The sequence below is a fragment of the Rhizobium sp. P43 genome, assembly GCF_056730705.1.
In genome coordinates this window covers 4,343,716-4,369,139 of sequence record NZ_CM161539.1, presented here as the reverse complement: position 1 = coordinate 4,369,139, position 25,424 = coordinate 4,343,716, and the positions used below count along the sequence as shown (strand labels likewise).

Sequence of the window (25,424 nt, the reverse complement as noted above, 5' to 3'; positions counted from 1 at the left end):
TCGGATCGATCACACCCGTTTCGCAGGCATTCTGAGGCTCGAATAGGTGAAGAGCGCCGAGATCAGGTAGAGGCAGACGAAGACACCATTGAGGGCGATGATCCATTCCTGCCCATCGGTAGAAAGGCTCGTCAGCAAGCCTGCGATCAGCCCCGCCTTGCTCAGCGTCAGCATGGCCAGGCACAACGTCCGCAACCAGCTATGGCCTCGGGCATACATCAACTCACCTTGATACTCGACGAGATTACGAAAGCCGGGAACGAGGATAACAAGCGGCAAGAGTTCAGCGACGGGAGCCACATTGCGGCCGAGAGCATTCGGATAGAGATGCAAGAGATAGGCAAGCGCTCCCAGCCCCGCCACGGAGACAGTGAACAGCACCGCTTCGATGAGCACCTTAAGCCGGAGCGATTTCAGCAGGTCCGGGCTCTGCATCAGCTTCTGCACCAGGATCGTGTTGAAGGAGCGGATCGGCAGGGCTGTGAGATCAACGACCCGCATGATGATGGCATAGAGGCCAGCGACCGCCGGACCTCCGATACCAAGGACCATCAGCTTGTCGAGCTCCGACTGGAGATAAAACAGGAGTTCCGCACCCGCAACGGCAAGCGAGTCCTGTACACGCCGAACATAGAGCCGAATGTCAAAGCGCAATCGAACGCGCGGATAGAAATAGAGGGCGACGATCAGCGACAAGGCATTGGCGCCCATATACCACCAGACCCATTGATCGAGCGTGTGGGCAGTCGACTGGCTCCAGAACAAAGCGGCTGCGACGGCGCGTGCGGCCGTGCCGAAAATCACCAGACCTGCAGCAAGCGCAAAGCGCTTCAGACCGTTGTTGACGATGATAATGATTTCGGCGGACCGCCAGAGAAGCGTCTCAGTGACGATCACCAGCGAGAAAACGAAAAAGCCGACATCGCCTGAGAAGAATAGAAGATAGATCACCATCGCAGAAAGCGCGACAAGCGGCAGTGAGATAACGGACGCCAGCAGATAGCCAACCGTATAGACACCCAGAAGCTGCGGCTTGACCACGGCAATCCGATAGAGCGGCGAACTGAATCCGAGGGCCAGAAGGCGCGAGAGAACCAGCCCAGTGCCGGAAGCCGTAGCGAATACGCCGTAATCCGCGATCGGCAGCGTATTGGCCAGGATGATGAAGTAGACGAGAGACACAACAAGGCGCCCGGCCGACCCGGAGATGACCGAGAGATAAGCGCTCAACAACTGTTGGTTTGCAAAGAAATGTCGAAGTTTCGCGTTCACGTCGGGTCCAGGGTTGCGCACGTCGTCACCCATAAATCGGGCGCCGCCGGGACGCTAGGAACATATGTTCGAAAGAGTTAATTTTCCGAATTATTAACCATTTGTTTTTCTAAAAAAATTAGATTTGCGCCAAGCAAACCATTTGCCGAAGCAAGGGCCAATATGTATCTGCGCGATGATCGCAATAGCCACGGAGGCAAGAAGCCAGGCCTGGACGCTCCAGGACCCGCTTCCGGCCAGTCTGCAGGCACGCGAACCGGCCGCCCCTCCCTCAGGGATATGCTTGAGCGTCACGACGACTATCTTGATTTTCTGCGCGCCCGTGTAGCCATGCTGGAAGGCCAGGTAAACAGCATGGAGTTTGTCGAACCGGAGCCGGAAGCGTCTGCGGCTCCTTCGCAGGAAAATCAGGCTAAGGATGCCACTGCCGATATCAGGCAGGGCGCAGAGCCGAACCGCAAAAACTTCGCACCGGATGTGGACGACTGGAAACCTCTGATCGACCCTCTGATGGTCATCGACATTCTGAAGCGCTCACATCGGATCCTCATTGCCTCGACGGTCATCGGTGGTCTGTTCGCGAGCGCCTATGCCATGACCTTGCCGAAGCTCTGGGTCGCCAGCAGCGATATCCTCGTCGATCCCCGCCAGATCCGCACCGTCGGTGATCAATTGACCACCGACCAGTTGCCGACCGATGCGTCCCTCGCCGTGGTCGAAAGCCAGGCACGCATCGTCAAGTCCAACAGCGTATTGCTTAAGGTGATCGAGGAGGCCAATCTCAAGCAGGATCCGGAATTCAACGGAACCCTGGCGCCCTCCGGTCTCGGCGGACTATGGCAGAGAAGTTCGCAGGCGAGCGCCCAAAACATCGAATCCCGCGTGCTCAACCATCTCTATGAGGTGGTCAACGTCAATCGTGACGAGAAGACGTTCATCTTTTCGATCTCGGCGGAGACCCGGGATCCCGAGAAGTCGGCGCGGCTGGCGAACCTTGTCAGTGACGCATTCCAACGGGAACTCGCCTCGATGCAATCCGAAGCCGTCCGGCGCACCTCAGACGAACTTTCCAGCCGTCTGGCAGATCTGCGTATGAAGCTCGAAGAGGCCGAGAAGGCAGCCGAAAGCTTCCGCAATTCGAACGACCTGGTGAATGTGGACGGCAGACTCATCGCTGATAACGACCTCAAGCTGCTCAACGAAAAACTGAGCGCGCTGCGCGTCGAAACGGCCGGATTGCGAGCGAAGATCACCAGCATTGCGAAGATGTCGGCTTCGAACGGACCTGACCTCGCTCTTCCGGAAGATGTCAGCTCCGATACGATTGCGGTCTTGCGAACGCGGTATGCCGATCTGAGCAAGGAACTGGAAGCGATAGCCGCCCGCTATGGACCGCAACACCCACGCTACATTGAGGCACGCTCGCAAGCGGACGGGATGCGCAATCAGATCCGTGAGGAACTGGGACGTATCCGCAGCGCGCTGCAGGTCGAGCTGGATCGATCGCTCCAGCAGGAAGTGGCACTGACAAGCCGCTTGCAGGAGCTGAAGAACACCCAGGCATCGAACAATGATCGTCTGGTCACCCTGCGCGAGCTTGAGCGCGAGGCAGCCGCCCGTCGCTCTGTCTACGAGTCCTTCCTGCTCAGAACGCGGGAGACCGGGGAACAGGAAGCGATAACGCTGGCCAATATCCAGGTGCTCTCCGAGGCCCGTCCGCCGCTTGAACCGGCCGGTCCCTCCCGCAAGATCATCGCTCTCGGCGGCGTCATTCTCGGCTTCGGTGTGGGTGTGATGCTGGCTCTCGGCTTGCACCTCGCACGTCTGCGGAAAACTCGCGGCGAGGCTATGGTATGAAGCGCGAAAATTTCAGCTACGGCTGCGGGGAATGACAACCCTTGCCACAAGCCTCAAGCCGATCACACCGAAGAAGCTGAACATCCAGACGGGGTCCATGCGCCGGAAGAAGAAGCTTTCCATCATGGCGTTCAGCGTCGTGAAGAACACGATCATCATGAAGAAGTCGGCAAGCAGCCTGTTCTCTCGAACCGGTCTGCAACGCATGTAATCGATCAAGGGAAGCACGATGAGGACTGCAAGCGCCACGATCAGTGCCGGGATGCCCATTGATAGGGCGATATCGAGATAGCCGTTATGCGCATGGACGATACCGCGCACGTCCCAGTCGAGATAGTAGGGGTTGGCGGCATAGCGGACCAGATCCGTACTCCAGAAACTCTCATACCCAAAGCCGGTCAGAGGACGATCGGCCAGGGCATCAAGACCGAACAACCAGATTGAAACCCGTCCCGTGAAGGTCGGGTCGATACCGAGCCAAAGAACGAATTGGTGGATTGGCTCAAACAGGACGGAACCGAATGTCAGGAGCGCGAAAGCAAGCTGGCAGCAGAATACGGCCACCGGCGTTAGGAAACGCAAGCCGAGCGCACTTGGCAGCAACACCAGCAAAGCTGCGACCGGAACCAGTCCGAGCGTTGTCTTGGAACCTGTCTGGCTGATGAAAACCAAAGCCGATAGACCGATCAGGAAACCGGGCCAGCGGTCGCCGCGTCGCCAAAGATAGATGGCGGCAAAAGCGAAGGCGGCCATGACCGGGCCTGCGATATTCTTGTGTGTAAAGACCCCGCGCCAGAGATAGGAATTCTGCGGCTCGAGCGCGTCAAAGCCATGGGTTGCGAGCGATGGGAAAATAGGGATGCCCGCAAAGCACATGAAGATGACGATACCGGCCACCACGCTCAACATGCGGGCATAGCCATCTCCGTCCTGCGGCAGTGCCAAAACGGTTACGGTGGTCATCATCACGATGAGGGTCAGAATGATGCCTCGAAAGGTCGCGCTTGGATCGGGGCTGGCAAAACCGGAAAGCAAGAGGAAGCCGACCATCAGCATCCAGGCCGGGCCGACCAGCGACGGCAGCCTGCGCGGATCGGCAAGCGTGAGCAGCGAGCAAAGAGCGATCAGCCCAAGCAAGCCGAAACCCAGCTGGTTCACCAGATTGCCGCCCTCTTCCACCCCCTCGTGAACCGGTGAGAAAGGCTGGAAGGAGATAAGCATGACGGTGAACAGCAGGATGCTGACCACGACAGCGGCACGACGCAGCATCTGCGCGGGATCGTGAGACCCCGCGACCGCGACGCTGCGGTCAGCGTCCGTCCGTATGTCGATACTGTTCATCGGCATATCCGAAGTGAGCGAGGGTGCGTCCAAGGCCAACATGGACGTAATAGAGGCTGTTCTGCAGTGATCCGAGACGGCGCGCCGCCATGACCGCCTTCAAAGGCGAGAGGCAAAGCAAAGCAAGGCTTTTCAGGAAAACCCGAACCGCTCCCAAAGGCTGATCGGAACGGCGTCCTTTTTCGACAAGGGTGGAGATGACACCGTCACGAATGCCACGGGCGCGCAGCCACGATGGCTGCAGGCGATTTGCAGGCACAGTCTCATAAACAGGCGCCTCACTGCACCAAGCGGTTTTGAACCCCCTTCGAACAGAGCGATCAATGAAATTGGCGTCCCCGCCGCCGATGAAATTGAAACGCGGATCTAGGAAAGGATAGCCCTTCGCCTCAAGCACCTGCCGCGAGACCAACAGATTTCCGGAGGAATAGAGGAGAGGAACCAGCCCCGTGGCCCGATAGGGCGGCGTGAATACCGGATGGTGCGGGACGTCACCCGTCTCGGCCGTCGGAAAGACCGGCACCTGCGGACCACCGACCAGATCGGCGCCGAGCTGTTCCCTGGTTCGGCTCATGGTCTCGATCCAATCCGGATCGGCAATCTCGTCATCATCGATGACCAGCAAATGGCTCATGCGGGGAAAATTCTTGAGCGCCGTCAGCCAGGCGGCATTGTAGGCGTTGCAATTGCCCCGCAGCGTTTCGACGATCAGGATACCGTTGATCTGCCCGTTATCGAACAATGGCTTTGCCGCCGCCACGCCCTCGCGACCATCACTGTCATTATCGACCAACACCACGGCGAACCGCCGATCTGTCCTTTGCGCGGCAAGGCTGGCAAGCGTCTTGAGAAGATGCACCGGACGCCGAAACGTTGGCACCGTCACCACGACAGTAACGGCGTCATGCGCCAGATCTGGCGTTTGCGTGACCAGCTCGATGTGATCCGGTAAGGCCAATCTGGAACTCTTTCGAATGTGCTGAACTTCGCCGAGCAAATACGAAAACTGTTGATACCAGCTTAACCTCGGACCCTTTCGGGCCAATGCCAGGGTTTACCGACGTTCAAGCGCCGGGCATCCCTCGGCCGCCCCGACAAAATCGTTGAGCACCGGCGCCAACCCCTTCAGCTGCGGGCGGTCGCCGTTCTTGGTCGGCTGGATGTTGAGTTCTTCGGTCTCCGGCCACCAGTCACCGGCAGCCCAGTAGGTCCAGCCGATCCAAGATGTCTTATCCTCATCGAGCAGTTTGACCACTTCGGTCAGCACCGCCGTGCATTCCGGCGTACCCGGAACACCAAATTCACCCAGAAAGCCGCGCTGTCCGGTTTGCTTCAACCAATCGCCAACCCGACGGATCGAATCGACCGCATCCGCCGCACGGCTGCAATTGTTCAGGGTGCCGGAAAAATCATCGTCGAAATACTGGTGAATCTCGAAGGCATAATTGTTGGCGGGGTCCTTGATGCCCAGCAGCACGTCGGCATTCGCCCCACCATACCAGTCTCCAAACCAGCTATGCGCACCCGACCAGGACGTTCCGGGAACCAGGATCAGGTTGTCAGCGCCGACCTTCCGAATTTCCGCGATCGCCTCGTTGGATACGTCACGCCAGTCCGTCGATGAGATGTCGAATGGCTCATTCATCAGGCCGAAGACGACATGTCTGTCTCCCTCGAACTCCTCGGCAAGTCGCCGCCAGAAATCAACAAAAGCTGACACCGGCACCTCTTCCGTTCCGATCAGCTTTCCGAAATAGCGGGCGTAATTGTGCGGATCGAGGATGACCGTCTGATTGAAGGATCCGATCGTCGCCACAGTTTCACGCAGACGGCTCAACTCGGCAGGGTCGAATTCGCTGTTGAGTTTTGGCTGAAGCCGCTCCCAGAGAAAGGGCAACCGCACGGTATTGAAGCCCTTACCGGCAAAATAGGTGATCGTCTCCAGCGACGGATAGATATAGCCTTCTCCAAACACACCCTGCAGATTGCCGAACTCTGCGCCGGCAAGATTGATGCCGCGATAGCAGGCACCGCCAGAGGCCGCTGACGAGCCGAGGGGAGTTGCCACAGCAACAATGCTGGAGACCAAGCCAAGCAACAAATTTCGCTTCATCATCCTCAAACCCGTTGGCGCGCAAACACCCAAGTCTTAGCGAACGACCGGCATGCTGTCATTCGGCTCCTGCAAAGAGCATTAACGCGCGCAGCCGTCATCCCTTGGCAGATCACAGTTTGCGGAGCAGAGCCTAAATAGCTGTCAGAATTCCGAATGCGCAGCTCTTCGCCGTCGAGCGGACGGGCGCGGTCTCGTTTTCGCCCAGACGACGACGCGAACGGCGAAGATGCGCCCTGGAAAGGCGCAATGGGAACGGGGTTTTGCATTTCCTGGCCTAATCTCTGCCCATCGAAAAGGCGCGGAGATCGCTGTAGGCTCGCCGAAGACCTTTGAAATACGACTGAAGATTGAGCACCGCAGCACACTTCCGATCGTGCCGGACATGCGATAGAGACACGGCGCCCACGCCATGCCGAGGAGATGAGAGAACCGATGACCAGCTATGTTTTGACCGTATCCTGCAAGTCCACCCGCGGCATCGTGGCGGCAATATCGGGTTACCTCGCCGAACAGGGTTGCAACATCGTTGACAGCTCGCAGTTCGACGATCTCCACACCGGCCAGTTCTTCATGCGCGTTTCCTTCATCTCCGAGGAAGGTGCCAATGAAGCCAAGCTCGAAAAGGGCTTCGTGCCCGTGGCGGAAAAGTTCGGCATGATCTGGAACCTGCATGATGCTGCAAAGCGCATGAAGGTACTGCTGATGGTCTCGCGCTTCGGTCACTGCCTGAACGACCTGCTCTATCGCTGGAAGATCGGCGCGCTGCCGATCGACATCGTCGGCGTCGTCTCCAACCATTTCGACTACCAGAAGGTCGTCGTGAACCATGACATCCCCTTCCACCACATCAAGGTGACCAAGGAGAACAAGCCGGAAGCCGAAGCCCGCATCATGGATCTGGTCGAGCAGACCGGCACCGAGCTAATCGTGCTCGCCCGCTACATGCAGGTTCTCTCGGACGACATGTGCAAGAAGATGTCCGGCAAGATCATCAACATCCACCACTCCTTCCTGCCGTCCTTCAAGGGTGCGAACCCCTACAAGCAGGCCTTCGAGCGCGGCGTAAAGCTGATCGGTGCGACCGCCCATTACGTGACCGCCGATCTCGACGAAGGTCCAATCATTGAGCAGGACGTTGCCCGCATCACCCATGCGCAGTCCGCAGACGACTATGTCTCGATCGGCCGTGACGTGGAAAGCCAGGTGCTGGCACGGGCCATCCATGCCCATATCCACCACCGCACCTTCATCAACGGCAACCGCACTGTCGTCTTCCCGGCAAGCCCGGGCTCCTATGCATCCGAGCGCATGGGCTGAAACCAGACAAGGGCGCCCGCAAACGGCGCCCTTCGTTTTTCGACGGGAAACCGCTCCGGGATAGACGCAAAACTAGGCTCTGCTAATCTCCGGACATGATTCCCCGGGAGGAAACGTATGGCCGACTCGGCTCTGCTTCAGCGCACCGAATTGCCGCGCCCCAATGTCTCGCTCGCCGATGCCAAGATCATCTTTAACGAGTTCTATGGCTTTAGCGGTTCTATCCGCGAGTTGGGCAGCCAGCAGGATCGAAATTTCCTCATAGACACGGGCGAGGAACGCCTCGTACTGAAAGTGACCCGTGCGGAATATCCGCAGCAGGAACTGGATGCTCAGAACCGGGCCATGGAGCACTTGCGCAATCTCGACATCGGCTTGCGTGTGCCCGACCCAATCCCCGCACTGACCGGTGAATACATCCCGCAGATCGAGATTGGTGGCGAATACTACTGGATCCGGCTCCTGTCCTATCTCGATGGCCAACCGCTGACCCGTCAGAAATACCTGGCGCCCGAGGTCGTGGCCTCCTTCGGCGATGTGGTGGCGCGGGTCGCCGGCGGGCTGAAGGACTTCCGCCACAACGGGCTTGAGCGCGAACTGCAATGGGATCTTCGCCGGGCGGGACCGGTTGCCCTGCATCTCCTAAAATCGGTTTCGGACCAGAAACAGCGAGACCGGATCGCCAAGGCGATGATCATGGCGGTGAAGCGCCTGCAGCCGCTGACGTCAGCGCTGCGCATTCAACCGATCCATCACGACATCACCGACGACAACATCGTGGCAACACCGAATGCCACGGGCCGGCTCTTTCCCGACGGCGTCATCGATTTCGGCGACGTTCTCTATGGCTGGCTGGTGGCGGATCTCGCAGTGACCTGCGCGGCCCTGCTGCATCACGCCGATGGCGACCCCTTCTTCATTCTTCCCGCAGTCAAAGCCTTCCACGCGCGCTATCCGCTGAACGAGGCGGAGCTCAAGGCGCTCTGGCCACTGATCGTTGCCCGCGCCGGTGTGCTCGTCGCAAGCAGCGAGCAACAGATGTCCATCGATCCGGACAACGACTACGTGCTTGGCAATATCGAGCATGAGCGCATGATCTTCGAGGTCGCGACATCAGTCCCCTATCCGTTGATGGAAGCAGCCATCATGGACGCGGCGGGCATGCTTGCCAGCAATCCCGATGTTTCGGTCTCCCACCCGCTTCTGCCTTCGCTCGCACCAGCAGATTTCCGGCTGACAGACCTGACGGTCACCAGTCCTGATCTTCCTCGCGACAGCTGGAGCGATCAGGAGATCGACTGGAAGCTTCTGGCGCGCGCGGCCATGGAAACCGGTGTCGCCTCCACCCGTTATGGCGAGTTTCGGCTGTCATACACCAAGCCGCTGTCCCAGACGCCGCCGGCAACATTTGCGCTGCATATCGATGTCTGCCTGCCGAGCGGGACGGAAGCATTCGCCCCGTTCGATGCAACGATCATGATCGATGGCCATCACCTGATCCTGTCATCACCTGATATCTCACTGCATCTGGATGGTATCGACTGCAGTCTCGATGACGGTACGACCGTGGCAGCCGGGGACCGGATCGGCGCGATTGCGGGCGCCGCTGGCGGTGTCGGAGGCCTGCGCATCCAGCTTTGCCGTGATCCGGATCTCATTCCACCGCTTTTTGCGAAACCGCAGCAGAGCCAGATCTGGTCCCGCATCTGCCCCTCGCCGTCACGCCTCCTCGGCATTGGGGTCGACGCACCGGAACTTGAGAGCCACGACCTGCTGCAGCGGCGGCGCAAGAGCTTCGCCAGGCCGCAGAAGAACTACTATGCCGACCCGCCGCAAATCGAGCGCGGCTGGAAGGAGCATCTCTTCGACGTCAAGGGCCGCGCCTATCTGGACATGGTCAACAATGTCACCATTCTCGGTCACGGCCATCCGCGACTTGCCGATGCGGTCGGCAGACAATGGGCGATGCTCAACACAAATTCCCGCTTCCACTATGCGGCAGTCGCCGAGTTCTCCGATCGCCTGGCCTCTCTTGCGCCTGACGGCCTCGACACGGTCTTCCTCGTAAACTCGGGCTCGGAAGCCGTGGATCTCGCTTTGCGTCTCGCCTGGGCCCATAGCGGCCATCGCAACATCCTCAGCCTGCTGGAAGCCTATCATGGTTGGACGGTGGCCAGCGACGCCGTGTCGACCTCCATCGCCGACAACCCGCGCGCCCTCGAAACGCGTCCGGACTGGGTCCACCCCGTGCTTTCGCCCAATACCTATCGGGGCAAGTATCGCGGCAACGGTTCAACGGATGGCTACGTCCAGGCGGTGATCGAAAAGATCGCCGACATCGAGAATGCCGGCGGACAGCTGGGCGGCTTCATCGCCGAAAGCGTCTACGGCAATGCAGGAGGAATTCCGCTCCCGCCCGGTTACCTGAAGGATGTCTACGCGCTGGTTCGCGCTCGCGGCGGCCTGTGCATCGCCGATGAGGTGCAGGTCGGTTACGGCCGCCTCGGCCATCACTTCTGGGGCTTCGAACAGCAAGGCGTGGTACCCGACATCATCACGACGGCCAAGGGCATGGGCAACGGCCAGCCGCTTGGTGCTGTCATCACCCGCCGCGAGATCGCCGACAGCCTGGAGAAGGAGGGCTATTTCTTCTCCTCGTCCGGCGGCAGCCCTGTGAGCTGTGTTGTGGGCATGACCGTGCTCGACATCATGCGGGACGAGAAGCTGCAGGAGAATGCCCGCGACGTCGGCGACCACCTCAAGGCACGGCTTGAGGCCTTGGGCCAGCGCTTCCCAATCGTTGGTGCCGTGCACGGCATGGGCCTCTATCTCGGCCTGGAATTCGTCCGCGACCGGGAAACCCTGGAGCCGGCCACAGAAGAGACCGCAGCGATCTGTGACCGCCTGCTTGATCTCGGCGTCATCATGCAACCGACAGGCGACTACCTTAACGTTTTGAAAATAAAGCCGCCGCTCTGCCTGAACAGGGAAAGTGCCGATTTCTTCGCCGAAATTCTGGAAAAGGTGCTGTCTGACGGCTGGTGATGGAATCCACAAACATGACCATCGCCCTAATACACCCCAGCCAAAAGCGCTCTTTGCATAAAGGAACCGCAAAGCCCAAATCTGGGTAGACTAAATGGCCGCTTCACAGCGTTTTGAAGAGTGGTCTATCTTCGGACAGAAATGAAAGCCGAAGGAATACTCATGCCCACCATGCCAGAGCAAATCGCCAGTCATCTGCTGATCTGGGCCGTGGCTCTGTTCATTTTCAAGCATCTGCTGGCTGACTTCGTGCTTCAAACCAGCTGGATGGCTCTTGGCAAAGAACGCCAAAACGGCTGGTTTGCGCCCCTTCTGGCGCATATAGCAATACATGCCGCCGGAACGCTGCTGATCGCGCTACTCTTTGCACCGCAACTCGCCTGGCTCGCTATCGTCGACCTGATCGTCCACGGCCTGATCGATCGGAGCAAGACGCTTATCCAGAAGCGCAATCACCTGAAGATCGAGCACGCGGCCTATTGGTGGCTCTTCGGGATCGACCAGACACTGCATCACCTGACGCATCTCGTCTTCGCCGTCTGGATCGCAGCGGCAGCAAGCGCTCTTTGAGACGAGACGTGGGCGTCTGGCGCAATGTGCGCCGGCAGCGTTAGTCATGCCTTTTTGGAATGATCTCTTGAGAATTTATCGCTGGAATGGCGTCAAACGCTCTTCTAGAAATTTCAAGTCTGCACGGGGCGGAATGATATCGGGTCGCAAGGCATGCCCGACAAAGCCTCTCCGGCACCATTTCGAGAGCCCCGAGGCCACACCATGCTAGACGATCCGCGCTCCCACGGTCTTTGGGAAAGGACGGCGCCGGCTGCACCGCAGACGACGTCGCTCAAGGGTGTAGTCAGAGCCGATGTGGTGATCGTTGGCGGTGGCTATACCGGCCTGTCCGCAGCCCTTCATCTGGCCGAAGCGGGCACCAGCGTCATCCTCCTCGAGGCAAAGGAGATCGGCTTCGGCGGTGCGGGCCGCAATGTCGGCCTGATCAATGCCGGTATGTGGGTCATGCCCGACGATCTTCCAGGTGAGCTTGGCCCCGTCTATGGCGAGCGCCTGCTCGACCTGCTCGGCAACGGACCGCGCACCGTCATGGATCTGATCGATCGCCAAGGCATCGAATGCGAACTCGAACGGCAGGGCACGCTGCATTGCGCCGTCGGCCCTGCTGGCCGCAGGGAAATCGAAGCAAGAGCAGAGCAGTGGCAGCGTCGTGGCGCGCCGGTCGAACTGCTTGACGAAGCCGAGACCGAGCAAAAGATCGCCACACGCGCCTACCAGGGCGCCCTGCTCGACCGGCGTGCCGGCACGTTGCAGCCGCTCGCCTACGCCCGTGGCCTAGCCCATGCCGCGGTTAAGGCCGGTGCAATTCTCTGCACGGCGAGCCCGGTCGAAAGCTACGCCAAAACGGCGGATGGCTGGCAGGTCCGGACATCCGAAGGCAGCGTCGATGCACAGTGGATCGTCGTGGCAACCGATGCCTATAGCCACGGCCCCTTCGCCGCCGTGCGCGAAGAACAGGTTCACCTGCCCTATTTCAACTTCGCCACAGTCCCCTTGAGCGACAACCTGCGTAAGTCGATACTGACAGAGCGCCAGGGCTGCTGGGACACCAAGGAGGTTCTCTCCTCCTTCCGCATGGACAAGGCCGGCCGGATGGTCTTCGGCAGTGTTGGCGCCCTTCGTGGCCCGGGTCTTTCGATCCATCGGTCATGGGCACGCCGCGCGTTGAAGGCCATCTTCCCGCAGATCGGCGACATTGCCTTCGAAAGCGAATGGTATGGCCAGATCGGCATGACGACGAATGCGCTCCCGCGCTTCCACAAGTTTGCGCCAGGCGTCATCGGCTTTTCCGGCTACAATGGCCGCGGCATTTCCCCCGGCACCGTCTTCGGCAAGACGATCGCGAGCCATATCCTTGGCCAGATGTCAGAGGACGAGCTGCCCCTGCCGCTTACCGATCCACAAGCCCCCGCCTTCCGCACCCTGAAGGAAGCATGGTACGAGGCCGGGGCCCAGGTGGCGCATCTGGCCGGCGCACGATTTTGAACGAACAAGAACCAGGTAGACCTGACGGAAGGACCACCATGACCCTCGCCACACTCAAGTTTTCCGCCGAAACGGCATCGCTGATGGCAAGCTTCGGCGTCGATGCCAAGGCGCTGACCGGCGGTACGCTTTCGGTTCGCTCGCCGATCAACGGCGAGACCATCGCAGCCGTCGCCGAAATCTCCGCCGACGACACCCGCAAGGCGATCGATGCGGCACACAAGGCCTTCCTCGAATGGCGTATCGTGCCCGCCCCGCAGCGTGGCGAACTGATCCGCCTGCTCGGCGAGGAGCTGCGTGCAGCCAAGGCCGAACTCGGCCGCCTCGTCTCCATCGAAGTCGGCAAGATCACCTCCGAAGGCCTCGGCGAAGTCCAGGAAATGATCGACATCTGCGATTTCGCCGTTGGCCTCTCCCGCCAGCTCTACGGCCTGACGATCGCCACCGAACGCGCCGAACACCGCATGATGGAAACCTGGCATCCGCTCGGCGTCACCGGCATCATCTCGGCCTTCAACTTCCCCGTCGCCGTCTGGTCCTGGAATGCGGCGCTGGCACTTGTCTGCGGCAACTCGACGATCTGGAAACCCTCGGAAAAGACCCCGCTGACCGCCATTGCCACCCAGGCAATCTTCGAAAAGGCTGTGAAGCGCTACAACTCACAGGGCGGCAAAGCGCCGGCCAATCTCTCGACGCTGCTGATCGGCGGCCGCGACATCGGCGAGATCCTCGTCGATCACCCGAAGGTTCCGCTGATCTCGGCGACCGGTTCGACGGCGATGGGCCGCGCCGTCGGCCCGCGTGTCGCAGCCCGCTTCGGCCGCTCGATCCTCGAACTCGGCGGCAACAATGCCGCCATCGTCGGCCCGACCGCCGATCTCGACCTGACGCTGCGCGGGGTCGCCTTCGCCGCCATGGGCACGGCGGGACAGCGCTGCACCACGCTGCGTCGCCTCTTCGTACACGAAAGCGTCTACGACACGCTCGTCCCGCGCCTAATCAAGGCCTATGGCTCGGTCACCATCGGCAATCCGCTGGAAGCCGGAAACCTGATCGGACCGCTGATCGACAAGGGCTCCTTCGACCGCATGCAACACGCCCTGGAGGCCGCCAAGGCCAATGGCGGTAAGGTCCACGGCGGTGACCGCGTCCGCGCCGACGAAGCAGCCGAAGCCTTCTACGTGCGCCCTGCCCTCGTCGAGATGCCGGAGCAGTGCGGCCCGGTCGTCGAGGAAACCTTCGCGCCCATCCTCTACGTCATCAAGTATGCGAACTTCGACGACGCCCTGGCAATGAATAACGACGTGCCCCAGGGCCTCTCCTCGTCGATCTTCACCAACGACATCCGCGAAGCCGAAGCCTTCGTCTCCGACCGGGGCTCCGATTGCGGTATCGCCAACGTCAATATTGGCCCCTCGGGTGCGGAAATCGGCGGCGCCTTCGGTGGCGAAAAGGAAACCGGCGGCGGTCGCGAATCCGGCTCCGACAGCTGGAAGGCCTATATGCGCCGCCAGACCAACACCGTGAACTATGGACGCACCCTGCCGCTGGCCCAGGGCGTCAAGTTCGACATCGAGTAATACCAAAAGGGTCGGCGAGAATTCGCCGGCCCTTATTTCCTGCGACAAAGGTCCATGCCCCGGGGCGCTGGTCTTTGACATTCGGATGAGTGAGACTGCGGCAACCGTCAGATGTGAGGGATGCATGCCAGTCGAGGACCAGTCCGCCGCCATCGCATTTCTGCGAGACCCCGCAAGTCACGGCATTACCTCGCCCGTCGACGTGATTGAAACCCACATCTCGCTGATCTTCCTCGCCGGTGACAAGGCTTACAAGCTTAAGCGCGCGGTGAAGCTACCTTACGCCGACTTCTCGACGCTCGACCTTCGACAGCGGTACTGCGCAGCTGAAATGGCACTGAACTGCCGGACTGCACCGGAAATCTATTGCGGTGTCAGGTCGATCAGTCGCAATGAGGCCGGCCAGTTGAGTTTCGATGGAGACGGCTCGCCCATCGACTACGTGGTCGAGATGCATCGCTTCTCGCAGGATAGGCTGTTCGACAAAATGGCCGAGGCAGGTACGCTGCCAAAGCCTTTGATGGAAGAGACGGCCGAGCGCATTGCAGACTTCCACAAGGGGGCCCAGGTGCTGCACACAGGCGGCGGCCGCGCCAACCTTGCCGCGATCGTCGATATCAACAACGCGGCTTTTTCTGCCGTGCCCCTGTTTTCGCCCGAGGAGACCCGGCACTTGACCGGGCTCTTCCAGAAGGCTCTCGATCGCCACGCCCCGCTCCTCGACAGCCGAGAGCGCGACGGCTTGATACGCCACTGCCATGGCGACCTGCATCTCCACAACATCTTCCTTGGCCTGAACGGGCCGCGCATGTTCGATTGCATCGACTTCAACGAACATCTGGCGACTTCGGACATTCTCTACGATCTTGCCTTCCTGCTGATGGACCTCTGGCACCGCAACCTGCCAGACTTTGCCAATGCCGTCGTCAACCGCTATCTCGATCGCACGGGTGACGATGCCGGCTTCGGTCTCATGCCGTTTTTCCTGGCTCTCAGAGCCGCCATTCGCGCTCATGTCGGCGCAACCCAGTTGCGCGACCTCGGCGATCCATCCGGTCACGGAGCCGAGGAAGCGATTGCCTATCGGGATCTGGCACTTGATCTCTTGCAGGCCAAGAAACCGGTGCTGGTTGCCATCGGCGGACTGAGCGGTTCCGGCAAATCGACGCTCGCCGAGGCTATCGCACCGCATATCGGGCTCGCCCCCGGTGCCCGTTTGCTTGAGAGCGACCGGTTACGCCGCGCCATGCTTGGCCACGCGCGCGGCCATCCAATGCCACCTGAGGCTTACGATCCGGAAGTGTCCGCGCGGGTTTATGCAGCGATTATGGAGAAGGCAGGGATCGTGCTGAAGTCAGGCGGCTCGGTCGTTGCAAATGCCGTTTTCGCCCATGAAGAGGAAAGAACTGCGATCGAGGACGTGGCGCAGACCAACGGTGTCCCGTTCATCGGGCTTTGGCTGCAGGCGGACAAGAGAACGCTTCAGGCCCGCGTCGAAGCGCGGCCGATCATCGATTCCGACGCCACCGTTCGGGTTTTGGAGAGGCAACTCCAGACCGGCACCGGTCCGATCGTCTGGCACCGGATCGATGCCGCGCAATCCGCAGCGCACGTAGCCCAAGACGCGCTGGATTTAATCAGGCGCCTCTGATCAGCGGAGATTGAACCTTACGGGCGCCGTGATCGTCTTGTTGACACCGGCGGGAGGAGCCGGAACTGGCGAGGCAGCACGCACCATGTCGATAACCGCATTGTCCAGCGTCGGATAACCGGACGAGCGCGACAGGGAAACGGACAGTACATTCCCGGAATTGTCGATCCGAAACCGGACGTAAACCGTTCCCTCTTCGCGATTGCTGCGAGCCTCGCTCGGGTAGCGTTTGCGACGTTCGAGATGCGACATCAGACGCGACTGCCACCTCGCCGGGGACACATTCCGCCCGGCACCGCTTGCCGCGACCGGAGCTGCGTTTCGGTTGGACTGTGCGACGTCGGCCTTCGCAGTACGTGCGGCTTGTGATGCAGGCGGCTGGACCTGAGGCTTCCGAACGACCTTTTTCGGCGCGGGTTCCTTCTTCTTCGCAATCTCCGGCTTTGGCACCGGCGGCCGCATCATAGGAATTGGAACCTCAACATTCGCCAGTTCGGCCATCACCATCTGCTCGATGGGGTCAATCTCCGGCAGCGGTTCCGGCAATGGCTCAGGCTCGATGATCGGAGGAGGCTCCGGGAGCGCTTCGGCAACCTCCTGTTCAGGTTCCGGTTCCGGGGGTGGGGGCTCTGGCAAAGGTTGCGCGACAGGCTGCTGAATTGGCTCAGGCAGGGGCTCGCTCGTTGCAGTCTTCACCTCTTCCGCATCCACCTGATCGGTGGAGATCTCGGTCTCATCGGTGATGATCGCCTCTGGCTCCGGTGCCAGTTCGATCATGATCGCTGGTGGCGGTCCGCTGTCAGCCATCACCATGTCTGGTTCGCGCAACATCACAGCCACCGCTCCCGCATGGGCCGTGGCAATCAGGACGCCGGCTGTCGTCCACAACAGCCCTTCGCCGAAGATCCGTTTCGTCGAACGAGGTTCGATCATGGCAGAGGCTCCGCAGAACCAGCGGCCGAGCCATCATCGGCAGGAGCGGGCGCAACGGTCTCCAGTCCGACAAGGGCGATCTTGAGATAACCCGCATCACGTAGAAGGTTCATGACCTCCATGAACTGGCCATAGTCCACGGTCTTGTCCGCACGCAGGAAAATGCGCGCGTCCTTGTTGCCTTCGGTCAGCCGATCCAGAGACGATCCAAGCGCCTCACGGGCAACGTCATCATTGCCGAGCGCCAGGCTCATGTCTTCCTTAAGCGTCACATAAACCGGTTCATCCGACCGCTCGGCAGGCTTTGCCGTCGAGGCTGGAAGATCGACATTCACGTCAACCGTCGACAAGGGGGCTGCAACCATGAAGATGATCAGCAGCACCAGCATAACGTCGATGAATGGGGTTACGTTGATCTCGTGGTTTTCGACCAGATCGTCGCCGGAGCTGTTTTCCCTGATGCCGCCAGCCATCTGATCACTCCGCTGCCATTGCCATGGCCTTGGTCGCCTGAGCGATCCGGGCACTCTTGCGGAAGTCGAGGTCGCGGCTGACCAGCCGTTCGATGCCGGCGCCGGCATCGGCGAGGAGCTGACGATAGCCTGTCACCGAACGGGCGAAGACGTTGTAGATGATGACAGCAGGAATGGCCGCGACCAGGCCGATGGCCGTCGCCAGCAGGGCTTCGGCAATACCCGGCGCGACAACCGCGAGATTGGTCGTCTGCGTCTCGGCGATGCCGATGAACGAGTTCATGATGCCCCAGACAGTACCGAAAAGACCGACAAAGGGAGCGGTGGATCCGATGCTGGCGAGCACGCCCGTCCCATTCGACATGCGCCGTCCGGCCTGAACCTCAATGCGAGACAGGGCTGACGATACGCGTTCCTTCACGCCATCACCACCGGCTTGATCGATTGCGGCATCCGACAGACTGACCTCATGTTGCGCAGCGCGAACCATGGAGGCCACCACACCGCCCCGATTTTCCAGCGCCTGCAGGGCATCCCCAAGCTTCCGCGCATTGGCGACGGCCTTCAAACCTCGCTTGGCCCGCGAGCGGGCACCGAAGAGCTGAAGGGATTTCGCAAGCCAGACGGTCCAGGTGAGCACGGAAGCGAGTGCCAACGAGATCATGACGGACTTGACCACCCAGTCGGCGGCCATGAACATGCCTTCCGGCGAAAGATCATGCGCTTTGATCGTGCTTTCGACGGCAGCGGACTCGTCAGCCGGAGAAAGAGGTGCCTCGATCGCAGGGAGCGTAGCGGCTGCAGGAGCCTGCATGGATGCCGGCGGCGGCTCGTTCGCGGTAGCAGGTTCGGCAGCAGCAGTTGGGGTTGCCGCAGGCGCGGGAGGGGTAGCCACGACCGGTGCTGGCGACACCAACGGCGGCGCGGCGGCAGTAGGCTCTTGTGGGGGCGCCACCGACGGAGGAGTTGCAGGTGCCGGTGAAGACTGCGGCGCAACAACCTCCGACGGAGTGGGCGCCAGCGGAGTGGGCGTCGGCGCGGACTGCTGTGCCTGCACCAAGGCAGGGCTCAGGACCAAGGTCAGGAGAAAGGCAAATCGCTTGAGCGAAGGTCCCGAATGAATGAGCGGCATTGGGAGCTCCCTTTGAAGGACTGATCAAAACAGGCGCCTGAAAGGCCCCATCACACTGCCTCTCCCAATATAAAACTTGATAATTTGTGACAAGTAATAAAACAACCTTTGGACCCTTTTCCCAAAGGCGTGATCAATCCAGCGACGATCACTCGGCGGGAATCGCGCGCCGGTAGAGATCGAGAACATCTTGCCGGCGGCAAAGCTCCGTTCCAGAGGTCATGACCGTCGCAGCTCCGGCGGCTTGCCCGAAGCAGAAGGCGTGTTCGATGCCGTGTCCCTCAGCCAGCGACCAGACCATCCCTGCCACGAAGCTATCTCCGGCACCGGTCGCAGAATTCACCGGCACATCGATCGCTGGCAACCGGACGATCTGATCCGCAGATGCGAGGACTGCTCCATCGGCCCCGAGTGTCACGGCGATGTACTGGGCAGCACCGGTTCGAATATGAGCCTGCGCCGCTGCGCCGACCTCGTCGTGTTTCAGTTTGCGACCGAGAAAGGCCTCGAACTCTCCGAGGCTTGGCTTCACCAAAAACATGCGCGCGCGCGACATTGCCTCCAGAAGTGCGGCGCCGGACGTGTCGAGCACGAACCGCCCGCCCCGTTCGGCAACCAGGTTCGCAAGCCGCACATAGGTATCATCAGACGCGCCTCTCGGCAGACTGCCGCTGGCGACGACATAGTCGGCATCCGTGGAAGCGACGGCCTCGAACAGTGGCTGAAGCTCGGCCTCCGTCACCAGAGGCCCTTCCGGGACAAAACGATACTCCAGATTGGTCGATGTCTCGTGCACGGCAAAGGCGACGCGGACGGGATCGTGAATGCGGAACGTCCTCTCCACAATCGGCAGCGGCTTCAGCATGGCCTCCAGCAGTTCGCCGGTGGCGCCGCCGGACAAGAACATCAACTCACAGGTTCCACCGAGCGTCGCAATGACACGGGCGACGTTGATACCCCCTCCCCCGGGGAATTGCTGCTGATTATGGGTGCGGGTCTTGTGCGTATGGCGCACCACCTCCGCATCACTGGAGATGTCGATCGCCGGATTGAGAGCAATGCAAAGGATCTTGGTCATGAAAGAGGCCACCGGTTGGGATGCGAAAGACAGACTGCACTCACGTTGCGACAGATCTAGGACGACGAAGCCTAGGCCCGCAACCTGTTCCAAAGCCGCAGACTGCTCAACCGCCCGTCCATCCGCCTGTTCCCGAGGAATGCAGATGGTGAACACTGAGATGCTGACGGAGGCATTGTCTTTGGCGGTTGAGGCATTACCTTCGCGTCGCAGCCACTGAAGAAAGAAATCACGTCATGTATACCGGCATCGTTCAGACCGTCGCCCCGATCACTTCCGTCGTTCGCCAGGATGGCTACACGACTTTCTTCATTGAATTCCCTGAGCGGCTGATGGCAGACCTGCAGATCGGAGCGAGTGTCTCGGTGGAAGGCGTATGCCTGTCGGTGACAACGATGGAAGGAACGATTGTTACCTTTGACGCCATGGACGCAACGCTTGAGCGCACGAATCTGGGTACGCTCAAGGCCGGAGACCGCGTGAATATCGAACGCTCGGCAAAGCCCACGGACGAGAATGGCGGACACAATATTGCTGGCCACATCGCAACCACAGCCGAACTGGTGGCCGCGAAGATGGACATGCCAGGCGCCTTCATCCGTTTCCGCATGCCCGAGGAATGGTCAAAATATGTCTTCAAGCGCGGCTACCTCGCCGTCAACGGCGCGAGCCTGACTGTGGCGGAAGCAGAAGACGACACCTTCACCATCAACCTGATTCCAGAAACGCTGCGTCAGACGACCTTTCCACGCTACCGGCCCGGCGACGCGCTGAACATCGAAGTCGATCACCAGACGATGGTCATGGTGGACGTCGTAGAACGGACGCTGGAGCGCCTGATGGCCAAGCGCGTCTGAGCCCATTTTCTCAGTGCCGGCCTGGCGGTCGCGGCGACGGAACGTCATTCAGGAGGGATACAAGGACCTGCCGGTAATCGGCGGGCTTGGGCGCGCAAAGCTCGGGCGGTATTCCGTTTTCCTCAATTTCCCGGATGGCTGACCCTGACACGATGCGGAACGGGATGCCGCTGCGGCGGAGCTGCTGCACGATCGGCGTGACCGCGCCATCACGAACCTTGAAGTCGAGGATAGCACCCGAGATATGCTCCGTTTCGAGAATCTCTAGCGCGTCGCGCACGGTCTCCGTTGTGATCACATTGACGCCGGCACGCGCGACAGCGTCAGCAGCATCCATGGAAATGAAGACATCGTCTTCGACGATGAGGATCGGATCGATGGCGAGGGCCTGTCCTGGTCTCATCTTCGTTCTCCTTTTGCCACCACAACGCGTGCCACCGCGCTTTGTTCAGTTTTTCTTAAATTACGAAACAACATGGTAAACATAGACTTAACTGCCCATTCAGAAGGATCGCTGCTCGCTTGGATGGAACATTGTCGGCGATGGAACATCCCGATGAAGCCCAGCGTTTCCATCGCGGAAACCACGGGAGATTACTCATGCAGATCATCGGAACGGAAATCATAGAAAGCGCGGAAGCATCAGGCAGCTTTCTCGTCGAATTCCATGGAGACGGCGGCGAAAAAGTATCAGTCCAGATGGCGCAGACGGAAAGCGGCGCCCTGACCCGCGACAATGCCTTGGGCAAAGCTCAGGTGCTGCTGCTCCAGGCAAGCCGCTTCGGCACCACCGATATCGCGGAAGCAGAGAGTGACGAGCCAAGTGAGGCCGTCGAAAGCCTCCGCCAGGAACAGCAAGAAAACAGCATGCAGAAGGGCGGCAGTGCGCTTGAGGAAGGGCTTGAAGACACCTATCCCGCAAGTGATCCCGTCTCCGCGACCCACACCTCGACAATGTCCGGCGATCCGAAACACTGACGGGCGTAAGTCGTATTAATAGGCTGCAGAAAATGCCCTCCGAACTCTCAAGCTTCGGCACGACGACAACTCTCGAACTGTCGGCCATCGTCATCAGGCTCCTGATTGCGATGGCCTGCGGTGCTGCGATCGGCGTGGAGCGCGAATGGCGCAGCCACGCCGCCGGCTTGAGGACTCATATCCTCGTATGCCTGTCAGCGGCAATCGTCGCGGTCCTGACGATCGAGATTGCGCACCACGACGCCTTCAATGCTGAGGAGGTCAGGCTCGATCCGATTCGTCTGATCGAAGCCGTGACGGCGGGCGTCGCATTTCTTGCGGCAGGTATGATCGTCTTCAACAAAGGCGAGGTGAAGGGCCTAACGACGGGTGCCGGCCTCTGGTTTGCCGGGTCTATAGGCCTGTCCTGCGGTCTCGGCTTCTGGCAGATCGGTCTCATCGCAACCGGGTTTGCACTGGCTGTGCTATGGCTGATGCGACTGCTGGAACACCGTCTTCCCCTTCCTCCCGACAAGGACTGAAGCGCTCCTGGCCGCTATCTGAGCAAGCTCTGGCCACCATCGACCCAGATTGGCGTCCCCGTCACGTGTCGAGAGGCGTCCGAGGCGAGAAACGCAATCACCTCCGCAACCTCCTCCACAGTCCCGGCCTCGCCGCCGGTCAGCGGAATGTCGCCTTCCGGAAACGAGACAGGCACCTCGGCGTGCCGCCTTTTGCGTATCCGGGTATTGTCATCGATCTCCGTCTCGATCGCGCCAGGGCACACGGCATTGATCCGGATGCCGTAACGACCGAGCTCAAGGGCGAGTTGCTGCACCATAGCCAGCTGCGCAGCCTTGGTTGCGGAATAGGCCGTCGCACCGGGCGTGGTGAACGTTCTGGTGCCGTTGATCGAGGAGACCACAATGATCGAGCCACCACTCTTCTTCATGTGGGGCACCGTGTGATGGAGCGTCAGATAGGTACCCCTGAGATTAATCGAGATGGTCTTGTCGAATTCCTCTGGCTTGAGGTCATCGATGGGCGCCCAGGTGCCGTTAATGCCGGCATTGGCCACAACGATTTGCAGTCCCTTGCGCACGTCGATCAATCGCTCCAAGGCAGCTTGCATGGAGGGCGCATCACTCACATCCGCCACCAGCACCATGCCATCACCGCCCATGGCGCGGATTTCCGCCAATGTCTCCTGCAATTCGTCTTCGGTACGTCCCAGAAGCCCGACGAACGCACCGCCGCTCGCGAGTTTCAGGGCTGCCCCCCTGCCGATCCCCGACCCGCCACCGGTAATCAACGCGGTTTCCCGATCAAGCTCGCCCGACGTCATGAGCGATCCCCGACATGGCACGGCTTGCCCTTCCGCTTTGTCGAAGCAAGTTCTTCAAGCTCCGCCTCGCTCATGCTCTTCTGCATGCTGCGAGAAGCACCTTTGAGATCGGAGACCTTCGCATCTCCGCGTTTGGCAGCCAGTGCAGCACCTGCCGCCTTCTGTTGCGCCTTCGAGTTCGCCGGCATCTGCTCCACCTTTCGTGCTGGATCAAAGGATCGTCTTGCGAGCAAACCGGCGAGGAGACCGAAAGTTCCTGATGACGAAGAGGTCCGGAACAAAGGTCGGAGGTTGAGAATTAAGCTCCGCAACTCCAGACATCAGAGGATCAGATGGACGCCAAAAGCACGCATTTCCATGTCACGCCGGGCGAGTGGCATCAACTCGGCGCGTGCTTCGATGGAGAGGGGACCAACTTTGCGCTCTTTTCCGCCCATGCCGAGCGCGTCGAGCTCTGCCTCTTCGACGACACTGGCAGCATCGAGATCGCGCGGATCGAGCTTCCCGAATACACCAACGAGGTTTGGCACGGCTATGTGCCGGGCGTACGCCCGGGACAGCTTTACGGCTACCGTGTCCACGGGCCCTATGAGCCCGAAAACGGGCATCGTTTCAATCCCAACAAGCTGCTCCTTGACCCCTATGCCCGCGAAATCGTGGGCGATTTCGCCTGGTCCAAGGCTCATTTCGGCTACGACTTCGACGCCGAAGACAAAGATCTGTCCTTCAACGCACTCGACAGCGCATCATGCTCGCCGAAATGCCGGGTGATCGACCCGAATGAGAGCCGCATTTCAAACGGCTTCGCCCGTATCCCCTGGGCGGAAACGATTGTCTACGAGACCCATGTCAAAGGCTTCACCAAGCTGCTTCCCGCAATCCCTGAAAACCTCAGGGGCACATTCGAGGGGCTCGGCCACAAGGCAGCCGTCGAGTATGTTAAGAGCCTCGGCATCACCTCGATCGAGCTTCTGCCTGTGCATGCCTTCCCGGACGACAGCCACCTGATGGACAAGGGGCTTCATAACTTCTGGGGTTACAATACGATCGGCTTCTTCTCACCCGCAAGCCGCTACTACGGCCCCAAAGGCCTGGCGGGCTTCCGCGACATGGTCCGCGCCTTCCACGATGCCGGCATCGAGGTCATTCTCGACGTCGTCTACAACCATACGGCCGAAGGCAACGAACTCGGCCCGACGCTTTCTTTCAAAGGCATCGACAATTTCTCTTACTACCGAACGATGCCGGACAATCACCGCTACTACATCAACGACACCGGAACCGGGAACACCGTCAACACTTCCCATCCGCGCGTCCTGCAGATGGTGATGGACAGTCTGCGCTACTGGGCAGAGGAAATGCATGTCGACGGCTTTCGCTTCGATCTCGGCACGATCCTCGGCCGGGAGCCGGAAGGTTTCGATCAGCGCGGCGGCTTCTTCGACGCCGTCACGCAGGATCCGGTGTTGTCCAAGGTGAAGCTGATCGGCGAACCCTGGGACATCGGCCCCGGCGGTTACCAGGTCGGCAGTTTCCCGCCGGGCTGGGCCGAATGGAACGACAAGTATCGTGATTCGACGCGCGAATACTGGCTGAACGCCGAGAACACATCACAGGACTTTGCCGCTCGCCTTTTGGGTTCGGGTGACATTTACGACCAGCGCGGCCGTCGCCCCTGGGCGAGCGTCAATTTCATCACCGCCCATGACGGCTTCACGCTCAACGACCTCGTCTCCTACGACCAGAAGCACAACGACGCCAATGGCGAAGACAACAAGGACGGACACGATCACAATCGCAGTCACAACTACGGTCACGAAGGCCCGACCGACGATACGGAGCTCAATGAGATCCGTGAGCGTCAGAAGCGCAATTTCCTGGCAACCCTGTTCTTCTCGCACGGGACACCCATGCTGCTTGCCGGTGACGAATTCGGCCGGTCACAGATGGGCAACAACAACAGTTACTGCCAGGACAGCGAGATCAGCTGGCTGCACTGGGAAGACCTGCCGGAAACTTGCGAGGATCTACGAGAATTCAGCCGCAAGGTGATTGCGCTGCGTAGGTCTCAGCCGCTTTTACGCCGTGCCAATTGGCGCGACGGCATGATCATCGACTGGTATCATGTGGAGGGCAGCCACCAGGAACCGGAACACTGGCAAGACGGCAACCCGCTTGCCCTCAAGCTCCTGCGCCAGGATCTCGAAGGGCAGGAAGGCATCTGGTCAGAAGTCTTGATGCTCTTCAATCCGGTTGCCGAGGACATCGACTTTGTCCTCCCGGAGACCGGGGGTGGTAACTGGCAGCTTGAACTCACAACATTCGATGTGGATCGCCAAGGGGATACAGCTGAAGAAGGTAAAGCCTTCAGCCTGGCGGCGAGATCTTTGGCTTTGTTCAGACGCGCCTGAC

General features: G+C 60.1%; 22 protein-coding genes. 11 read left to right on the top strand and 11 right to left on the bottom strand.

From position 1 onward, the window contains the following. Nucleotides 1–9: 9 nt before the first annotated feature. Nucleotides 10–1,305, bottom strand: coding sequence for a lipopolysaccharide biosynthesis protein (locus AC1PUL_RS21465; protein ID WP_480466003.1), 1,296 nt, complete (start codon nucleotides 1,303–1,305; stop codon nucleotides 10–12). Between the two features lie 129 nt (nucleotides 1,306–1,434). Between AC1PUL_RS21465 and AC1PUL_RS21460 the strand changes: the two genes are divergently transcribed. Then, nucleotides 1,435–3,129, top strand: a complete 1,695-nt coding sequence (locus tag AC1PUL_RS21460) for a GumC family protein (protein ID WP_480466002.1) — start codon at nucleotides 1,435–1,437, stop codon at nucleotides 3,127–3,129. A gap of 12 nt (nucleotides 3,130–3,141) precedes the next feature. On the opposite strand, the gene AC1PUL_RS21455 is transcribed toward AC1PUL_RS21460, so the two are convergent. The 3 genes from AC1PUL_RS21455 to AC1PUL_RS21445 form a co-directional block, all read right to left on the bottom strand. Further along, a complete protein-coding gene (locus AC1PUL_RS21455) occupies nucleotides 3,142–4,470 on the bottom strand; it encodes an O-antigen ligase family protein (RefSeq protein ID WP_480466001.1) in 1,329 nt (442 codons plus the stop codon). Further along, a complete protein-coding gene (locus AC1PUL_RS21450; RefSeq protein WP_480466000.1) occupies nucleotides 4,439–5,428 on the bottom strand; it encodes a glycosyltransferase family 2 protein in 990 nt (329 codons plus the stop codon). The genes AC1PUL_RS21455 and AC1PUL_RS21450 overlap by 32 nt, the downstream gene beginning before the upstream one ends. A gap of 96 nt (nucleotides 5,429–5,524) precedes the next feature. After that, entirely contained in the window at nucleotides 5,525–6,583 is a 1,059-nt protein-coding gene (locus tag AC1PUL_RS21445) for a glycoside hydrolase family 5 protein (RefSeq protein ID WP_480468650.1), read from the bottom strand. A 435-nt stretch (nucleotides 6,584–7,018) separates the two neighbouring features. Between AC1PUL_RS21445 and purU the strand changes: the two genes are divergently transcribed. From purU to AC1PUL_RS21415, 6 genes are all read left to right on the top strand, one after another. Next, complete coding sequence (gene purU / locus AC1PUL_RS21440) at nucleotides 7,019–7,903, top strand: formyltetrahydrofolate deformylase (protein ID WP_298468356.1); 885 nt, start codon at nucleotides 7,019–7,021, stop codon at nucleotides 7,901–7,903. A gap of 117 nt (nucleotides 7,904–8,020) precedes the next feature. After that, nucleotides 8,021–10,948 carry an aminotransferase gene (locus AC1PUL_RS21435; RefSeq protein ID WP_480465999.1) on the top strand — a complete coding sequence of 976 codons (2,928 nt, stop codon included), beginning with the start codon at nucleotides 8,021–8,023 and terminating at the stop codon, nucleotides 10,946–10,948. Between the two features lie 162 nt (nucleotides 10,949–11,110). Beyond that, a complete protein-coding gene (locus AC1PUL_RS21430; protein WP_480465998.1) occupies nucleotides 11,111–11,518 on the top strand; it encodes a DUF3307 domain-containing protein in 408 nt (135 codons plus the stop codon). Nucleotides 11,519–11,722: 204 nt separating this feature from the next. Then, nucleotides 11,723–13,006, top strand: a complete 1,284-nt coding sequence (locus tag AC1PUL_RS21425; protein WP_480465997.1) for an NAD(P)/FAD-dependent oxidoreductase — start codon at nucleotides 11,723–11,725, stop codon at nucleotides 13,004–13,006. A 38-nt stretch (nucleotides 13,007–13,044) separates the two neighbouring features. Beyond that, the gene (amaB, locus tag AC1PUL_RS21420) at nucleotides 13,045–14,586 is read left to right on the top strand and encodes an L-piperidine-6-carboxylate dehydrogenase (protein WP_480465996.1); all 1,542 of its coding nucleotides are present in this window, start codon (nucleotides 13,045–13,047) and stop codon (nucleotides 14,584–14,586) included. An 85-nt stretch (nucleotides 14,587–14,671) separates the two neighbouring features. After that, nucleotides 14,672–16,237 carry a bifunctional aminoglycoside phosphotransferase/ATP-binding protein gene (locus tag AC1PUL_RS21415; RefSeq protein ID WP_480465995.1) on the top strand — a complete coding sequence of 522 codons (1,566 nt, stop codon included), beginning with the start codon at nucleotides 14,672–14,674 and terminating at the stop codon, nucleotides 16,235–16,237. Here AC1PUL_RS21415 and AC1PUL_RS21410 read toward each other — a convergent pair whose 3' ends face one another. The 4 genes from AC1PUL_RS21410 to AC1PUL_RS21395 form a co-directional block, all read right to left on the bottom strand. Then, nucleotides 16,238–17,170, bottom strand: a complete 933-nt coding sequence (locus AC1PUL_RS21410; RefSeq protein WP_480465994.1) for a TonB family protein — start codon at nucleotides 17,168–17,170, stop codon at nucleotides 16,238–16,240. Then, nucleotides 17,167–17,643, bottom strand: a complete 477-nt coding sequence (gene exbD, locus AC1PUL_RS21405) for a TonB system transport protein ExbD (RefSeq protein ID WP_480465993.1) — start codon at nucleotides 17,641–17,643, stop codon at nucleotides 17,167–17,169. Before exbD ends, AC1PUL_RS21410 begins: the two co-directional genes overlap by 4 nt. A 4-nt stretch (nucleotides 17,644–17,647) precedes the next feature. Continuing rightward, nucleotides 17,648–18,775 (bottom strand): tonB-system energizer ExbB, encoded by a 1,128-nt coding sequence (gene exbB / locus AC1PUL_RS21400; RefSeq protein WP_480465992.1) that lies wholly within the window; start codon nucleotides 18,773–18,775, stop codon nucleotides 17,648–17,650. 148 nt (nucleotides 18,776–18,923) lie between these two features. After that, nucleotides 18,924–19,853, bottom strand: coding sequence for a 1-phosphofructokinase family hexose kinase (locus AC1PUL_RS21395; protein ID WP_480465991.1), 930 nt, complete (start codon nucleotides 19,851–19,853; stop codon nucleotides 18,924–18,926). 236 nt (nucleotides 19,854–20,089) lie between these two features. Here AC1PUL_RS21395 and AC1PUL_RS21390 point away from each other — a divergent pair, with 236 nt between their 5' ends. Next, the gene (locus tag AC1PUL_RS21390; RefSeq protein ID WP_480465990.1) at nucleotides 20,090–20,710 is read left to right on the top strand and encodes a riboflavin synthase subunit alpha; all 621 of its coding nucleotides are present in this window, start codon (nucleotides 20,090–20,092) and stop codon (nucleotides 20,708–20,710) included. A gap of 10 nt (nucleotides 20,711–20,720) precedes the next feature. Here the strand turns inward: AC1PUL_RS21390 and AC1PUL_RS21385 are convergent, their stop codons facing one another. Next, the gene (locus tag AC1PUL_RS21385) at nucleotides 20,721–21,113 is read right to left on the bottom strand and encodes a response regulator (protein ID WP_480465989.1); all 393 of its coding nucleotides are present in this window, start codon (nucleotides 21,111–21,113) and stop codon (nucleotides 20,721–20,723) included. 197 nt (nucleotides 21,114–21,310) lie between these two features. Between AC1PUL_RS21385 and AC1PUL_RS21380 the strand changes: the two genes are divergently transcribed. Further along, on the top strand, nucleotides 21,311–21,688 hold the full coding sequence (locus AC1PUL_RS21380) for a hypothetical protein (protein WP_480465988.1): 378 nt from the start codon (nucleotides 21,311–21,313) through the stop codon (nucleotides 21,686–21,688). A 32-nt stretch (nucleotides 21,689–21,720) separates the two neighbouring features. Further along, nucleotides 21,721–22,209 (top strand): MgtC/SapB family protein, encoded by a 489-nt coding sequence (locus AC1PUL_RS21375; protein WP_480465987.1) that lies wholly within the window; start codon nucleotides 21,721–21,723, stop codon nucleotides 22,207–22,209. 14 nt (nucleotides 22,210–22,223) lie between these two features. On the opposite strand, the gene AC1PUL_RS21370 is transcribed toward AC1PUL_RS21375, so the two are convergent. Both AC1PUL_RS21370 and AC1PUL_RS21365 read right to left on the bottom strand, forming a co-directional pair. Continuing rightward, nucleotides 22,224–23,012: an SDR family oxidoreductase gene (locus tag AC1PUL_RS21370; RefSeq protein ID WP_480465986.1), complete on the bottom strand. Its 789-nt coding sequence runs from the start codon at nucleotides 23,010–23,012 to the stop codon at nucleotides 22,224–22,226. Beyond that, entirely contained in the window at nucleotides 23,009–23,200 is a 192-nt protein-coding gene (locus AC1PUL_RS21365; protein WP_480465985.1) for a DUF3008 family protein, read from the bottom strand. Before AC1PUL_RS21365 ends, AC1PUL_RS21370 begins: the two co-directional genes overlap by 4 nt. 144 nt (nucleotides 23,201–23,344) lie before the next feature. Between AC1PUL_RS21365 and glgX the strand changes: the two genes are divergently transcribed. Further along, nucleotides 23,345–25,423 (top strand): glycogen debranching protein GlgX, encoded by a 2,079-nt coding sequence (gene glgX, locus AC1PUL_RS21360; RefSeq protein WP_480465984.1) that lies wholly within the window; start codon nucleotides 23,345–23,347, stop codon nucleotides 25,421–25,423. Nucleotide 25,424 lies beyond the last annotated feature (1 nt).

Coding starts and splice junctions, on each gene's coding strand:
- AC1PUL_RS21465 (WP_480466003.1), bottom strand. CDS start 1,305: ATGGGTGACGACGTGCGCAACCCTGGACCCGACGTGAACGCGAAACTT.
- AC1PUL_RS21460 (WP_480466002.1), top strand. CDS start 1,435: ATGTATCTGCGCGATGATCGCAATAGCCACGGAGGCAAGAAGCCAGGC.
- AC1PUL_RS21455 (WP_480466001.1), bottom strand. CDS start 4,470: ATGAACAGTATCGACATACGGACGGACGCTGACCGCAGCGTCGCGGTC.
- AC1PUL_RS21445 (WP_480468650.1), bottom strand. CDS start 6,583: ATGAAGCGAAATTTGTTGCTTGGCTTGGTCTCCAGCATTGTTGCTGTG.
- purU (WP_298468356.1), top strand. CDS start 7,019: ATGACCAGCTATGTTTTGACCGTATCCTGCAAGTCCACCCGCGGCATC.
- AC1PUL_RS21435 (WP_480465999.1), top strand. CDS start 8,021: ATGGCCGACTCGGCTCTGCTTCAGCGCACCGAATTGCCGCGCCCCAAT.
- AC1PUL_RS21430 (WP_480465998.1), top strand. CDS start 11,111: ATGCCCACCATGCCAGAGCAAATCGCCAGTCATCTGCTGATCTGGGCC.
- AC1PUL_RS21425 (WP_480465997.1), top strand. CDS start 11,723: ATGCTAGACGATCCGCGCTCCCACGGTCTTTGGGAAAGGACGGCGCCG.
- amaB (WP_480465996.1), top strand. CDS start 13,045: ATGACCCTCGCCACACTCAAGTTTTCCGCCGAAACGGCATCGCTGATG.
- AC1PUL_RS21415 (WP_480465995.1), top strand. CDS start 14,672: ATGAGTGAGACTGCGGCAACCGTCAGATGTGAGGGATGCATGCCAGTC.
- AC1PUL_RS21410 (WP_480465994.1), bottom strand. CDS start 17,170: ATGATCGAACCTCGTTCGACGAAACGGATCTTCGGCGAAGGGCTGTTG.
- exbD (WP_480465993.1), bottom strand. CDS start 17,643: ATGGCTGGCGGCATCAGGGAAAACAGCTCCGGCGACGATCTGGTCGAA.
- exbB (WP_480465992.1), bottom strand. CDS start 18,775: ATGCCGCTCATTCATTCGGGACCTTCGCTCAAGCGATTTGCCTTTCTC.
- AC1PUL_RS21395 (WP_480465991.1), bottom strand. CDS start 19,853: ATGACCAAGATCCTTTGCATTGCTCTCAATCCGGCGATCGACATCTCC.
- AC1PUL_RS21390 (WP_480465990.1), top strand. CDS start 20,090: ATGTATACCGGCATCGTTCAGACCGTCGCCCCGATCACTTCCGTCGTT.
- AC1PUL_RS21385 (WP_480465989.1), bottom strand. CDS start 21,113: ATGAGACCAGGACAGGCCCTCGCCATCGATCCGATCCTCATCGTCGAA.
- AC1PUL_RS21380 (WP_480465988.1), top strand. CDS start 21,311: ATGCAGATCATCGGAACGGAAATCATAGAAAGCGCGGAAGCATCAGGC.
- AC1PUL_RS21375 (WP_480465987.1), top strand. CDS start 21,721: ATGCCCTCCGAACTCTCAAGCTTCGGCACGACGACAACTCTCGAACTG.
- AC1PUL_RS21370 (WP_480465986.1), bottom strand. CDS start 23,012: ATGACGTCGGGCGAGCTTGATCGGGAAACCGCGTTGATTACCGGTGGC.
- AC1PUL_RS21365 (WP_480465985.1), bottom strand. CDS start 23,200: ATGCCGGCGAACTCGAAGGCGCAACAGAAGGCGGCAGGTGCTGCACTG.
- glgX (WP_480465984.1), top strand. CDS start 23,345: ATGGACGCCAAAAGCACGCATTTCCATGTCACGCCGGGCGAGTGGCAT.